Source organism: Rhizobium sp. BK512, assembly GCF_014194915.1.
GTDB lineage: Bacteria > Pseudomonadota > Alphaproteobacteria > Rhizobiales > Rhizobiaceae > Rhizobium.
The window spans coordinates 121949-135956 of the sequence record NZ_JACIAS010000011.1 but is presented as its reverse complement, the minus strand read 5'-3'; the positions used below and the strand labels follow the sequence as shown (position 1 = coordinate 135956).

Genomic DNA, 14008 nt, shown 5'->3' with positions numbered 1-14008 from the left:
TGGTTGTTAGACATTATAGTGGTGAAAACCTCAAATGGATCTGACCTGCCCGAGAAGGTGCCTATCTTCGACCTAGCCAACGTTTCGCCCAATAAGCCCTCTGTATCAACGAGGACGGCTCAGCGGTGCCGCAGCCGTCAATGCGCATGAAAAATCGCGCTTATGGCCATGCGCGTGGGGCCGAGGAGGTTTAAGTCTCTCCGTTGCTGCCTTGTTTTCTTGCAGCAACGTGGTCGATCTGTTTTGGCGGCGCCCTTTCATCATTCTCGACACGATCACGGTAAAGAGCAGCACGCGCAAGCATCATCAGAGTAACCGGCGTCGTCGCGGTTACAAAAATCCCGATGAGGATCTCGTGAATCTCAAGTCGTCCTAAACCGACTGAGAAGAAGATCATCGAGGCGAGCATGATCCCGCCGATCCCCCAACTGGTTGCGAGCGTTGGCGCGTGAATACGTTCATAAAATGTTGGAAGGCGCAGGAAGCCTATCGCTCCGATCAATGCCAGGGAAGCGCCACCGAGAAGAAGGAAGGCGACAAAGATGGCCGCCCACAACGGGATATCTGCAGCCGCAGTCATTCTATCACCTCACCCCGCATCAAAAACTTGGCCAGCGCGACGGAGGAGACAAATCCCAAAATCCCGATCACCAATGCCGCTTCGAAATAGAGGACGCGACCCGTGCCGACGCCAAAAGTCACAAGCAACAGCATGGCGTTGATGTAAAAGGTGTCGAGACCGATAATCCGATCTTGCGCGCGGGGCCCGATGACCATGCGCACCGAAACAATCGCCATCGACGCGACCAGCATCAACTGAGCGATCGAAACGGCGCTGAACAAGATAATTGCGCTCACGCGAAGATCTCCATCAGCAGTTTCTCATATCGATTTTTGATCGTGTCTCGCCACACCGTCTCGTTCTGCAGATCGAGGATGTGGAGAAGAACGGAATTCTCGTTGGAATCGTATTCAAGCCAGGCAGATCCGGGCGTACTTGTCAGGATCACTGCAAGAACGGCCAATGCGAACGGGCTTCTCATTTCGAGATGAATGGTCAGAAATCCGGGATCGTGCCGGCGCGAACCGCTCCGGATAATAATGCCCGCGACCGCAATGTTGGATTTGAGGATGTCGTAGAGTACGACGAAAAAAAGTTTGGGCAGCAGGTACCACTTCACCAATCGCGGCTTTTGCGGACGCAACGACGCCATCGCCCAACTGGCGAACACGGCGACGAAGATACCCAGAATAAGATGACCGACCGTAAAGCCGTTGAGCAACAGCCACATGACGAGCAGCGACAGCGAAAGAACGGGATAAGGCAGCATCAGTTGCTCTCCGTTCCGCGCGCGGCCGGGCCCTGATAGCCCGGGACCTGAACCGCATTGTGGACCGCATCGATATAGTTTGCAGGCTTGCTCAGCGTGCGAATGGTCAAGTCCATATATTGCAGGACCGGCCCTGCTTGCACGGTCAAGGCAAGGGTGAGCACCAGCAAAAACAGCACGGGGACGATCTCGATCACAAGGACACGCGGAACTGTGCCTTCGATCGAGCTCCAGAAGGTACGAATGCCGGCGCGCGTCATGGAAATCAACGCCGCGATACCGGAGAGGATGACGAGCACGATCAGTGTCCAGATTGCCGCCGTCGGCGGCACCCCGATCGCACCCGTGCCCATCATTGCCGACAGCATTGCAAATTTGGCTATGAAACCGGAAAGCGGCGGCAGACCGGACAGCAGGATCCCGCAGGCAGCAAAGCAAATGCCCAGTATCGCCATCGTCCCGGGCATGGTGACGCCCTCTTCTTCATCGGCGGTTTGCTCGTCGGCGTCCCCGTAGGCTTCCATCGTTACCGCAAGGACGTTGGCGCCGGCGTCCTGTCCGCGCTCGACAAGTTCAATCAGCATGAAGAAGGCACTGATCGTCAGTGTTGAACTGACGAGATAAAGGAGCGCACCGGATGATACGGCACCGTCATTGATGCCGAGAACCATCAACAGGGTGCCCGACGAGACGAGTACGGAAAATCCTGCGAGCCGGCCGAGCGCCTGGGATGCCAGCACACCGATCGTCCCGAAGACAAGCGTCGCCACACCACCGTATAAGAGCACGTTGGCGCCAAATCCGGCCAGCGGCCCCTCTCCGAACAGAAGCATCGTCAGGCGCAGGATTATGTAAATCCCGAGCTTGCTCATGATGGCAAACATTCCAGCCACTGGAGCTGATGCCGCACTATATGCTGTCGGCAGCCAGAAGCAGAGCGGCCACATCCCCGCCTTGATGAGGAAGACTACGCCCAAGATCGCCGCTCCTGCCTCCATGAGCATCCGGCGATCGGGCTCCATTTCGGGAATGCGCGCCGCAAGGTCCGCCATATTGAGGGTCCCGGCCGTGCCGTAAATCAGACTGACACCGATGAGGAACAACAGGGCTGCCACCAGATTGACGGCGATGTAGTGCAGGCCCGCCTTGACCCGAAGCGGACCGGAACCATGCAGGAGCAGACCATAGGACGCCGCCAGCATGATCTCAAAGAATACGAATAAATTGAACAGATCACCGGTGAGGAAGGCACCATTGACGCCGACCAACAGGATCTGGAACATGCTGTGGAAATGCGCGCCGACCGCGTGCCAGCGAGCGAGCGAGAAGATCAGCGCAGGAACGGCCAGCAATGCCGTCAACAGCAGCATCAGCGCCGACAGTCCGTCAAGTACCAGGACGATACCGAAAGGGGCCGCCCAGTTACCGAGCAGATAGATGCCATCAAAGGCGTTTGGGCCGCTTTCAATGCGAAACAGGCAGATGGCGATGGCTGTCAGAACCAATGTCGATGCAAGACTGATCATCGCCTTGGCCAATCGTTGACGCTCGTCCACGAGCAGCAACAATGCGCTGGCGACCAGTGGTACGAGTACCGGAGCAATGATCAGATGATGGGCCCAGGCATTCATCGCGGCTCATTTCTCCCGTCGACATGGTCGCTGCCGGTCAGACCGCGCGACGCAAGGAGCACGACCAGAAACAAGGCGGTTGTCGCAAAGCCGATGACGATAGCGGTCAGAACCAGAGCCTGCGGAACCGGATCGGCCAGAGGGCCTGCCGCATCGTCAGCAAGAATAGGCGGGACGTTTGCCTTGACGCCGCCGACCCCGAAGATGAACAGGTTGACCGCGTACGAGAGCAGTGAAAGGCCGATGATCACCTGGTAGGTTCGCGGGCGCAGGATAAGCCAGACACCACAACTGGTCATCACCCCTATGGCAATCGACAGGACCAGCTCCATCACGCCTCCTCCGATTTCGCCGCGTCGATCATCCGCAGCCGGTTGATGCGCAAGGATTGGTGTGCGAGTGCGACAAGAATGAGCACCGTCGATCCGACGACAAGGCAGAAGACACCCAGATCAAAGAGCAGCGCAGTGGCCGCGGGCACTTTTCCGATCAGCGGCAGATCGAGGTAGCGGGAGTGCGAAGTCAGGAAGGGATAACCAAGGAACCAAGCCCCGACCCCGGTTGCAACGGCAGTCAGCAGGCCCGCGCCCATCCAGCGGAGCGGCAGGATGCGGATGCGATCCTCTGCCCAGCGTGTTCCTCCCGCCAGATACTGCAGCAGGAAGGCGATCGACAGTGTCAGGCCCGCCGAAAAGCCGCCGCCCGGCAAATCGTGTCCGCGGATGAAGAGGTAGACTGAGAAGGTGATGATGACTGGAAAAAGCCACTGCATGATGACCGATGGCACCAGCAGATAGTCGCGCACGGTATCGCCGGCAGACCGCTCGGGACGCTCCTCGTCAAAGCGGTTTTGCGCTTGCTGCTGCTCTGGTGCCCTCATGCTGTCTTCGGCAGGCCGGAAACGGCGCAACAGCCCGTAGACGGTGAGCGCAACGACACCGAGAACGGCGATCTCTCCCAACGTATCGAAACCGCGGAAATCCACCAGAATGACATTGACGACGTTGCGGCCACCGCCCTCGGAATAAGCATTTTCCAAAAAGTAGTTGGCAATCGCGTCCGGCACCGGCGTCGTCATCACGGCATAGGCGACGAAGGACATGGCGACGCCGCAGAGAACGGCCAGTGCAAGGTCGCGAAACCGGCGAAACCGTGCTCTCAACGTCATCGCCTCGCCAAAACCCTCAGACCGTTTGGGCAGCCAGCGCAGGCCGAGAAGGATCAGGACGGTCGTGACGATTTCGACGAGCAACTGGGTGATTGCGAGATCGGGCGCCGAAAGCCATATGAACGTGATGCAGACGACGAGACCGACACCGCCGAGCATCACCAGTGCGGCCAGGCGGTGGTATTTCGCCGTATAGGCTGTGCCAAGCGCAAGGCACACGCCGATGATCCAGATCGCCGTGAAGGCGGGATCGACGCTCGCGTAGGTAACCGGCCGGCTTTCGAAGCCACTCAGATAAAGCGGCAACGTGCCTGCGGCAAAACCAGTCACGATCAGCCAGCGCAGCTGGGGTTGCAGCTTGCGTGTGCCCAGGCGCCCCTCGGCAAGGCGCGCCCATCGCCAGGATAGTTCGACAATTACGCGCTCGAAGACCCGTTGCCCCTTGAGCCCGCGAAACAGCGGCGGACCGTCATCGCAACGACTGAGGTAATCCTTCAGCAAAAAATAGATGAGCGCGCCACCGACAAGAGCGATCGCGCTCATTACGAGCGGAAGGTTGACGCCATGCCAGATCGCCAGGCTGTATTCGGGAGTAGCAGTCCCGAGCACGCTGACTACGGCGCTGTGAAGAAACGGACCAATCGATATAGCCGGAATGATGCCCACGATCAGGCAGACGATGACGAGGAACTCGACCGGAAACCGCATCCATCTGGGTGGCTCGTGTGGACGGTTGACCGGCAGATCGGTCGGCGGCGGACCAAAGAAAACCGTGTGAATGAACCGCAGCGAATAGGCCACGCTGAAGGCGCCGGCGAGGGTCGCGACATAGGGAAGAATACGGTCGAGGATCGAATCGGCATGGGTCTCCACTGCCTCGGCAAAGAACATTTCCTTGGACAGGAACCCGTTGAGGAGTGGCACGCCAGCCATTGCGGCACTTGCCACGATCGCCAAGGTCGCTGTGAACGGCATGAAGCGGAAGAGACCGCTGAGCTTGCGCATGTCGCGTGTGCCGGTCTCGTGATCTATGATGCCCGCTGCCATGAAGAGCGACGCCTTGAAGGTCGCGTGATTGAGCATATGGAAGATGGCGGCCACGGTCGCCAATGGGCTGCCGAGGCTCAGCAGTGTCACGATCAATCCAAGATGGCTGATGGTCGAATAGGCCAGGAGGCCCTTCAAGTCGCGCTGGAACAGCGCAAAATATGCGCCCAGCAGCAGGGTTGAGATCCCGGCGACGCCGACGATCCAGAACCATTCGTACGTTCCCGAAAGCACCGGCCAGAAACGCACCAACAGGAACACACCGGCTTTGACCATGGTCGCCGAGTGAAGGAAGGCCGAAACCGGCGTCGGGGCAGCCATGGCGTTGGGAAGCCAAAAATGGAATGGAAACTGCGCGCTCTTTGTCAAAGCGCCTAGCAATATGAAAATCAGCGTTGGCAGATAGAGAGGATGACTGCGAACGATGTCACCGGAATCGAGTATCTTGTCGACGTCATAGCTACCGACCATATTGCCGAGCAGAATGAAGCCGATCAACAAGCAAAAGCCGCCGATCCCGGTAATCGTGAGTGCCATTCTGGCGCCATCGCGCGCATTGGCATTGTTATGCCAATAGCTGATGAGCAAGAACGAGAAGATGCTGGTCAGTTCCCAGAACACGGACAGCAGGATCACATTGCCTGAGACGACAATGCCGAGCATGGCTCCCATGAAAGCAAGAAGGAACGAGAAGAACCGTGGAACCGGATCTTCCTCGGACATGTAGTAGCGCGCATAAAGCACGACGAGAAGGCCGATTGCGGTGACAAGCATGGTGAAAATCCATGCAAAACCATCCATGCGCAACGCGAAGTCCAGGCCAAACTGCGGCAGCCATTCCGCCCGAAACCGCACCACCCCGCCGTCTGCCACCGCCGGATAAAAGCTTCCCGTGAGCAGCAACAAAGCGGTGACGATGATAGCTGCCAGACCTGCAGGCAGGCGTGGCGAAGTCGTCTTGAGCAAGAGAATGGAGAGGAGGCTTCCGACGAAAGGCAGAAGCAGCAGAACGAGAAGCAAAAATGGTTCGGCTGTTATCCCAACGCCTCAATCCTCCAAAATCGGTACCCATCGCTTGGGGCAACAGTTCAACTGCCGTCTAGCAATCGGGGCTTTGTTGCTCTATATGGCTTATATCAACCAATATGGGCGACTCTAAGCGATGGGTCAAGCAAGCGGGACAACGATTTTGACACCGGAGCTGTGCCGCGCTGCACGCGGTCTCCTGGACTGGACACAAACGGACCTTGCCGAACGCGCGGGCGTATCGCGCAGCACCATCAGAGACTTTGAAGGTGGCCGGCATGATGTCCATCGTGCCACCGCAGCGCAGTTGCGCCTTGCGCTCGAAGTTGGAGGAGCGGTTTTCATTCCCGTCGAGGGCGGCAAGATAGGGTTGTGCACCGGCTGACCTTGCTGGGGAAGTGCAGACCGGACATTTCCTTTGTCTATTGGGCAGGAGTTGCAACGGAAGGCCCAACAGCTTGGCAAGCCTGCTAGCCTTGATGTTTTTGAGGGCGGCGCACACGACTTTTTCCTGAGATCAGGGACGCGGAACGCTGACAAAGCTCACCAGAGTGCCGCCGAATTTCTGTCGTCGACTTTATTGCGGCGATGACCGCATCGGGCCGAAAGCGGACAAAAGCTGCGGCTCTTGAAAGGACGCGAACCTGCGATCTAGGTCATCCATGAATATCAATGAGAATTCACGGCTCAGCGCTCAGTGTATCATCGGATCGCCAAAGGCGTTCGGAGGAAGTATCCTCATAACCGAGCCTAGTGAAACTCGCGACCTCCAGAATGAGGCCCCATGGAGCACGGAAGTAGATCCAGTTGAACCCGGCCAACGGCCCTGCATCTACCAGGTTGGGGCCATCGAGCAACTCCACGCCTTGATCACGCAGCCTGTCAGCGGCCGCGTCGACATCGTCGACTTCGAAGCAGAGATGCATGCCGCCCACTTCAGATGATCGTTTGGGCGCCGACACACTCTCCCCTTCGTATTCGAAAAGCTCAACGCTGGTCCCGTTGCCGCAGCGAAGGAACACGAGGTCACGGATTTTGGAATGCCTCGCAGCTCCGAGCTTGTTTTCCATGAAGTCCTGATCGACATCGAAGGGTCCAGTGCGAAACACCTCGACGGCGCCAAACACCGCTTTGAAAAACGAAATGCCTTCCTCGATGTCCGGCACGGTGATCCCGATGTGGTGCATGCCGCGAACTTTGTTTGTCATTTCATTTCTCCCGAGACAAACGAGTGGTTCCAACCCGTGCCCGTCCGGCGAACACGAAGACGATCGCATTGGTGCTTCCTGCGTTATGCGGACCGGCGGCGGGCGGCAGAGTAGATGAGAGCCGCGATCACGATGAGCGCCCCTTGAAAGAGGTACTGGTAGGTCTGCGTGAGGCTAAGAAACGTCACCGCACTGAGAACCTCAGTCAGCAATACCGCGCCCATGATGGTGCCTACGAACGTCCCTCGCCCGCCTGCCAGGCTGGTTCCTCCGAGAACGACGGCGGTGATGCTGGACAACGTGTAGGCCACGCCTTGTCGCGGATCCCCGACGCCAATCTGCGTCATCAGCATGACCGCACCCAGGCACGTGAGCATGGAGCACAGGATGTAGCCTCCGACATAGGTCAGGTCGACCCGGATGCCCACCCTGCGTGCGGAGTCCTCGTTGGAACCCACAGCACGGAGGCGCCTGCCGGCTCTGGACCGACGCAATGCGTATTCCCCGAGCAACGTGACGCCCACCAACACGAGGAAAGCCACCGGGAACGGGCCAATCTGCCAATTCACCCAATCAGTGACGGTCGAGTTGATGTAACCGTCAGGGTTCTCGCGGAGTAGGAAGCTCAGGCCTTGGATCGCTATATACATCGCAAGGGTTGCCGCGATCGGCGTGAAGTTGGCAAACCGGATGAGAATACCGTTGATCGCTCCCGTTACGAATGCACCGACGGCCATCAGCAGGAACCCTGAGGCCATCACCCCCGCAGACATGTCTTCATTCACGAAGAATGAGGCGATCACAACAAGGAAGCCGGCAAGCGGCCCGACGGACAGATCTATCCCACCCATCAGAAGCGCTATCGTCTGGCCCATGGCTATGAAGCCCAGAGCGGTCGCGAGCAGAAGAATGTTCGAAATGTTGTAGGCCGACAAGAAGTTGTCGTTCTGGCTGTTGACGAAGAGGCCGAGCAAAATCGTCACGAGGGCCAGTGGAACCACCGGCGCGATGTCCGATTCCATGAAATGCCTCAGGCGCGACATGCTCTGCGGGCTCCCAGAGCTTTCGTGGCCGATGTCATGCGCCTCGGACCGGACGGCTGCGGCAACGATCCGCTCCTCGGTGATCTCCTCCCCTACAAGAGTTTCGACCACCTGCCCTCGCGACATCACGATGACCTTGTCGCAAATGCCTTCTAACTCGACCGCGTCGGAAGAATTGACGATAACGGGCGTTCCTGCCTTGGAGACGCTCCTGAGAATACGATAGATCTCGAAACGTGCCCCGACATCCACGCCCTGCGTGGGCTCATCGGCGATCACGATGCCAGGCTCGGACAAAAGGGCGCGCGCCATCACGACCTTCTGCTGATTGCCGCCAGACAATGCTTGGATCGACGCCTCAAGGCCCGGCGTCTTGACCGCGAGATCACCGAAGATCGACCTGACCTTCTGATGTTCAGCAGTCTTGCTCAAAATCCCGCCGGTCGCGAATTTTTCGAGGGCCGAGAACGTTGCGTTCTCACGAACTGTCAGTCCGTTTGCCACACCTTCAAGATGGCGATCGGAGGGCATGAAGGCTGCTTCGTCCAGAAGCTCCTTCTGACCGAGTTGACGCCCATGCAAGATTGCGGCGCCCCGCGTCTGATGAAGGCCTGCCAGAGCGCGCATCAGCTCAGATTGGCCGTTCCCCGAAACACCAGCAACACCGAGGATTTGTCCGCGCGCTACGCTGAAGCTGACATTGCTGAACCCATCGCCGCTCAGTTCCTCGACCTTGAAAACAGGCGAAAGATCGCCAGCTTCAGACTTCGGTGGGAAAGCCGCTTCGAGGGTGCGGCCGACGATCATATTGACCAGCTCGCCGTCGGTGATCTCGCTGACTCTGGCTGCACCGCGGATGCGTCCATCGCGCATAACCGTGACGCGGTCAGCGATCTGCCGGATCTCTGCCAGTCGATGAGTGATGTAGATGACAGCAGTGCCGTTCTTGGCCGCGGTCCGAATGAGACCGAACAGCATCTCAGTTGCCTCCTGATCCAACGAGGCAGTAGGCTCGTCGAGGATCAAGAGCTTGGGGTTCACGGCAATTGCTTTACCGATCTCAAGCAGATGCTTCTGGGCCACCGTCATATGACCAGATCGCATGTTCAAAGGCAGGTCGAGACAAACCGATCTCAAGGTCTGCTCAGCCAAATCTCGCGTCGATCGATTTCGCAGCACCGAAGCGGGCAGAGCTACACTCAGGTTCTCCAAGATCGAGAGATCGTTCAGGATGGCCGGATGCTGGAAGCATATGGCAATTCCAAGAGAAGCCGCCATGTCGGGCGACATCTGCGGGACCTTCTGTCCCTCGAAGATGATCTCGCCTTCGGTGGGTTGCAGCGTACCAGCGATGATGTTCATCAGCGTGGACTTACCTGCACCGTTTTCACCCAGGATGGCGTGGACCTCGCCCGGCTTGAAGTCGACATTGATGTCGCGCAGCGCCGGGATCGCAGCGAAATACTTCGAGATTCCGGCCAGCCGGATCGTCTCTTCGGTAGTCGCCGATGAAAGTGTCTCGTATGCGTTCATTTCAACTGCTGCCATGGTCCACGATCCAATTCCAAAGGATGACCTGCTCAAAGTACTCGCTCCGAGCAGGTCTCAAGACGATTGGCTATTTTCCAACAGCCTTGGCTTGCTCTTCCGCAGGAAGCTCAGACGATAGGTAAATCGCGCCGGGCAGCTCCTTGCGGCACTGGACTGGGTTCGGCTTCCCCGAAACGGAGTCCTCGAAACCCGGCGCCTTGAACACCTCGTCCTTCGGTGGCGTTCCGCCCGTTGCCAAAGCCACGGCCCATTGGACCGCCAACCTGACATTGTCGTTGCCAGTGGCAACGGTGAACAACTTGAAGTCGGGGTTCTTGTCCTTGTTCTCCTGCCAGAAGCAGCCCAAGGAGTTGCCGTCAGACGTCGCAAGGGCCGGTACCGACTTGCCCTGCTTTTCGAACAGCGGAAGCGCACCAACCAGCGAAGGTCCGAAGTCGGAAATGATAACGTCGATCTTCGGGTTCTTCGCGATTTCTGCCGTGAGCACCTTTTGCGTCAGCGCCGGATCCCAGTTCGTGACTGCGAAAGGCGCCTGGTTTACGAAAACATATTCGGGACCGAGCACCTTCTTCAGACCCTTCAGCTCGTCGAGGCCTTGGCTGTTTCCGGCTGGACCGCTCAAGAACAGCAGATTGCCTCCCTTGGGCAAAATCGTCTTGATCCAGTTGCCCCAGCTCTCGCCATCGTTCTCGAACGATGCGCCAACGAACTTCGAGTAGTTCTTTCCATCGGCGCCACCAACGGCCACGCGATAGGGAACGACGACCTTTCCGGATTTGAAGACGCTCGTGAGGGCTGGCAGAACGGCAGGTCCTGCATCACCGAAAACGACCAGGGCATCCAAACCCTTTGCGGCCATGCTCTTGATATCCGAAATGGACTTCATGGTATCGCCTTGGCCGTCGGCGTATTCGTACTTGGTTATGCTGGGGCACAGCTCAACCGTCTGCTTGCCGGAAGCAGTCGTGACCTGGCGCCAACTGTTGCCGCCATAGCCGTCGAGCAAAGCAAGTGTCGCTTTCTTTGGTCCGCACCAGGACGGCGCTTCTGCCTGAGCCGCTCCCGCAATCGCAATCCCGCTGAGCGCGGTCGTCACTGCCAGTCCGAGATAAGTTGCAAGTTCCCTATATTTCATTTTGCGTCCTCCACTTTTGTTGCTGAAGTTTTCCCACCTTGGTTCATCGACCAACGGATCGAATAAACCGCGATACCGAAGCCCAGAGCGAGTGCCTGGATGATTGTCTGAGCTGAAAAGGGCACGCCGATCGTCAGCGCGAACAGGCTCAGGTGATTTAGGAAAAATGCTGCGATAACCGTCGAGATTGGGAAGCCCCGTCCCCCGAGCAGCGATGTTCCGCCTAACACCACGACGGCAACCGACGGCAGCAGCAGGCTATCGCCCTGAAAAGCGGTCGGCTCACGTGTTATTCCCGCGATGAGCGTCCCGGCCAGGCAGTAAAGAAGCTGAGCATAGATGTAGGCCATCATCTGATGGAGGCGCACGTTCAAGCCAGCGGCCTTGCCAGCCAGGGGATTGGCACCGATCGCCTCGAACCTGCGACCGGCCACGGTCTTCTTGAGCGCGAACGAGACGACAGCCATAGCGCCAAGTGCGAAGAGCACCGAGTTCGTCAATCCCAACGTCTCGCCGCCTGCGATCTCGGCCAGAAGATTGGTGGTGATGGATGGCACGCCGCCCGACACCGCGAAAACTGCACTGTATAAAAGGGCGTTGGTGCCGATCGTCGCAATGATTGCATTCAGCCTGAAGAAGCTCACCAAGGCGCCGTTGAGAATGCCCGCTGCGACACACAGTCCCGCAGAAAGAAGCACGGCCTGGAAAAGCAACCCGTCGTCCTGCTGGGGATAGTGCGTGGCGATGACCACGGATAACGACACGGCGCCGGGGAGAGACAGATCGAAACCACCCTGCTGCACGACGAGGAGTTGGCCTAGGCCCACGATGGCTATGATTGCAGCAAACGGAAGGCTCCCCGAGAGAGCGCCGCTCGAAAGACTGCTCGGAGCAAACAAAGCACACAGGACTACGAGCACGAGCGTCGAGAAAACGACCGTGACGAAATTTCGCGTGAAGGGAATCCTCAAAGTTGTCTCCCTGGGAAGTCCGATGTCGGCGATGGGCGAAGCGTTTGGCATCAAGCTTTCTTTCGCTCAAAAGGGCACTGTCTTCCCGGCGGGCTCGCGGCATAAATCCGGGCCTGGTCGGTTGGGTTTGGAAAAAGAAGGAGCGGTCAGATCAGAGCGCGGTCAGTTCGCGCGAGACTGCAAAAACCTGTCCCGATCATGGAGTAGATTTCGTAAACGGTAGGCATTGGCCTCCCCGTCGCGCAGCTCGCGATACTCTACGAGGATGCCGCTACAGATGCTTCCCGCCTCTGCGATCCAATCGAGAATGTCGTTCAAGGTAATAGCTGTCACCGCTTTCATTTTCTCTCCTCCTTAGAAAATCAGCAGATCAATCCCGTTCGCGAGCGAGCCTAGCCACGACCTCCAATCGTGGGGCGCCACTCGTAGATCGCAACATCGCGGTAGATGCCGTGGACAACAAAGGGGTCCGCCGAGCTGAAACGACGCATTTCTTCGAGAGATCCGACGTCGGCGACGACTACCCCGCCCTCGCCTGATCCGCCCTCGTTCAATATCGGCCCGGATTGGATGATCGAAACTTCTCTCGATCGCAGGTACCGCTTGTGTTCCTCGAGGTAGATTTCGCGCAGGGAGTCCTTGTTCGGATCCGATATCGCGAAACGGACTGCGAGCATTTCTCCACCTCCCAAATTATCGGCGATTCCTCACAATACCGACGATATTTGATTTCGTATTATCGATGGTAGCCTGATGGTGCAGGAAGAAAACAAGGGAATTATCCATTTCGGATGTTCCAGTATTATCCCGCCTCCGCGTTGCCTTCTGACATCATTCGAGCCTCGGCTCATCTCCGCGGAAGGCGCGTTCCAGTAGTTGAACAAGGGCTCCGCGATCGAGTGCTCTTGGATTCCAATAGGCGTTACTAAGAGCCTGATCTGCCGCCGCTTCGATACTGCCGTCGGGCATACCTAGATCTCGTAACGACATCTCGGCGCCCAGACCTTTTGCAAGTTTATGAAGCGCCATCGCAGGATCAGGCGCGGCCAGTGCGCGGCTTAGCCTCTCCATCGCAGCCGATGTAGCAGACGCATTGTAGGCCACAGCATGAGGCAAGACTGCTGTATGCAACTGCGCATGCGGTAGATTGAACATGCCACCGAGCGTATGGCAGAGCTTGTGATGCAGAGCCATTCCTACGGATCCGAGGCACACGCCGCAGAGCCAGGCGCCGTACAAAGCTGAAGAGCGTCCTTCGACGTCCCCTTTGTCGGCATGTATGCGAGGAAGCGCGCGCACGATGGCACCGATCCCTTCCTCCGCCATCAGAGAGACGACGGGATTTGCCTCCTTGGCGTAGAGCGCCTCGACCGCATGGGCGACGGCATTGATCCCGCTCGTCACCGACAACGGCACGGGCAAGGTCAGGGTAAGATCGACATCATAGACGATGACCTCTGGGAGTATCCGCGGATCTGACCTGGTGACCTTGCGCCCACCATCGGTCTCGCCGAGGATGGGCGTCGCCTCAGAGCCAGCATACGTAGTCGGGACGACGATCTGTGGGAGGTCGGTTCGCAAGGCAATGGCCTTGCCCAGTCCAGTCGTCGACCCGCCACCAACTGAAAGGAGCGCGTCGATATCGTGGCGTTCCACAGTCTTCATCGCGTCGGCCGTTACCTCGACAGGCGTATGCATCTGCGCTTTGGAAAAGGTCGCAACGACGCGCGCTCCCAGGCTCTTGGCAATGTCTGCCGCTTGCGACGCCTGCTCTGGCGTCGAGAGCACTAGGATGCGGCGGGCCTTCAGCCTGTCTGCTTCCTCAGGAAGGCTAGCGATCGTGCCCTGGCCAAAAACCACCCTGGCGGGATTTCCCGTATAAAGGAACCGTTCCACC

Annotated in this window: 14 protein-coding genes; 1 reads left to right on the top strand and 13 read right to left on the bottom strand. The window is 58.1% G+C overall.

The window, feature by feature from the left end; all coding sequences use genetic code 11:
• Positions 1–190: 190 nt before the first annotated feature.
• From mnhG to FHX06_RS31230, 6 genes are read right to left on the bottom strand one after another with little or no spacing between them, the layout of a single operon-like run.
• Positions 191–580: a monovalent cation/H(+) antiporter subunit G gene (gene mnhG, locus FHX06_RS31255; protein ID WP_183882072.1), complete on the bottom strand. Its 390-nt coding sequence runs from the start codon at positions 578–580 to the stop codon at positions 191–193.
• Positions 577–858: a K+/H+ antiporter subunit F gene (locus FHX06_RS31250; RefSeq protein ID WP_112547637.1), complete on the bottom strand. Its 282-nt coding sequence runs from the start codon at positions 856–858 to the stop codon at positions 577–579. Before FHX06_RS31250 ends, mnhG begins: the two co-directional genes overlap by 4 nt.
• Positions 855–1331: a Na+/H+ antiporter subunit E gene (locus tag FHX06_RS31245; protein WP_112547636.1), complete on the bottom strand. Its 477-nt coding sequence runs from the start codon at positions 1329–1331 to the stop codon at positions 855–857. Before FHX06_RS31245 ends, FHX06_RS31250 begins: the two co-directional genes overlap by 4 nt.
• Complete coding sequence (locus tag FHX06_RS31240; protein WP_183882070.1) at positions 1331–2962, bottom strand: monovalent cation/H+ antiporter subunit D; 1632 nt, start codon at positions 2960–2962, stop codon at positions 1331–1333. The genes FHX06_RS31245 and FHX06_RS31240 overlap by 1 nt, the downstream gene beginning before the upstream one ends.
• The gene (locus FHX06_RS31235) at positions 2959–3294 is read right to left on the bottom strand and encodes a Na+/H+ antiporter subunit C (RefSeq protein WP_113148129.1); all 336 of its coding nucleotides are present in this window, start codon (positions 3292–3294) and stop codon (positions 2959–2961) included. The genes FHX06_RS31240 and FHX06_RS31235 overlap by 4 nt, the downstream gene beginning before the upstream one ends.
• Positions 3294–6215, bottom strand: coding sequence for a monovalent cation/H+ antiporter subunit A (locus FHX06_RS31230; protein WP_312866608.1), 2922 nt, complete (start codon positions 6213–6215; stop codon positions 3294–3296). Before FHX06_RS31230 ends, FHX06_RS31235 begins: the two co-directional genes overlap by 1 nt.
• 124 nt (positions 6216–6339) lie before the next feature.
• Between FHX06_RS31230 and FHX06_RS31225 the strand changes: the two genes are divergently transcribed.
• Positions 6340–6588 (top strand): helix-turn-helix transcriptional regulator, encoded by a 249-nt coding sequence (locus FHX06_RS31225; RefSeq protein WP_112547632.1) that lies wholly within the window; start codon positions 6340–6342, stop codon positions 6586–6588.
• A 295-nt stretch (positions 6589–6883) separates the two neighbouring features.
• On the opposite strand, the gene FHX06_RS31220 is transcribed toward FHX06_RS31225, so the two are convergent.
• From FHX06_RS31220 to FHX06_RS31190, 7 genes are all read right to left on the bottom strand, one after another.
• Positions 6884–7444 (bottom strand): VOC family protein, encoded by a 561-nt coding sequence (locus FHX06_RS31220; RefSeq protein WP_246715705.1) that lies wholly within the window; start codon positions 7442–7444, stop codon positions 6884–6886.
• 50 nt (positions 7445–7494) lie between these two features.
• Positions 7495–10002, bottom strand: coding sequence for an ATP-binding cassette domain-containing protein (locus FHX06_RS31215; RefSeq protein WP_210300673.1), 2508 nt, complete (start codon positions 10000–10002; stop codon positions 7495–7497).
• A 70-nt stretch (positions 10003–10072) separates the two neighbouring features.
• A complete protein-coding gene (locus tag FHX06_RS31210) occupies positions 10073–11140 on the bottom strand; it encodes a substrate-binding domain-containing protein (protein WP_113013689.1) in 1068 nt (355 codons plus the stop codon).
• On the bottom strand, positions 11137–12162 hold the full coding sequence (locus tag FHX06_RS31205) for an ABC transporter permease (protein ID WP_183882068.1): 1026 nt from the start codon (positions 12160–12162) through the stop codon (positions 11137–11139). The genes FHX06_RS31210 and FHX06_RS31205 overlap by 4 nt, the downstream gene beginning before the upstream one ends.
• 111 nt (positions 12163–12273) lie before the next feature.
• Positions 12274–12453: a hypothetical protein gene (locus FHX06_RS31200; protein ID WP_113013690.1), complete on the bottom strand. Its 180-nt coding sequence runs from the start codon at positions 12451–12453 to the stop codon at positions 12274–12276.
• A 50-nt stretch (positions 12454–12503) separates the two neighbouring features.
• A complete protein-coding gene (locus tag FHX06_RS31195) occupies positions 12504–12788 on the bottom strand; it encodes a YciI family protein (RefSeq protein ID WP_183882066.1) in 285 nt (94 codons plus the stop codon).
• A 154-nt stretch (positions 12789–12942) separates the two neighbouring features.
• Positions 12943–14007 carry a maleylacetate reductase gene (locus FHX06_RS31190; RefSeq protein WP_312866607.1) on the bottom strand — a complete coding sequence of 355 codons (1065 nt, stop codon included), beginning with the start codon at positions 14005–14007 and terminating at the stop codon, positions 12943–12945.
• Position 14008: the final 1 nt, after the last annotated feature.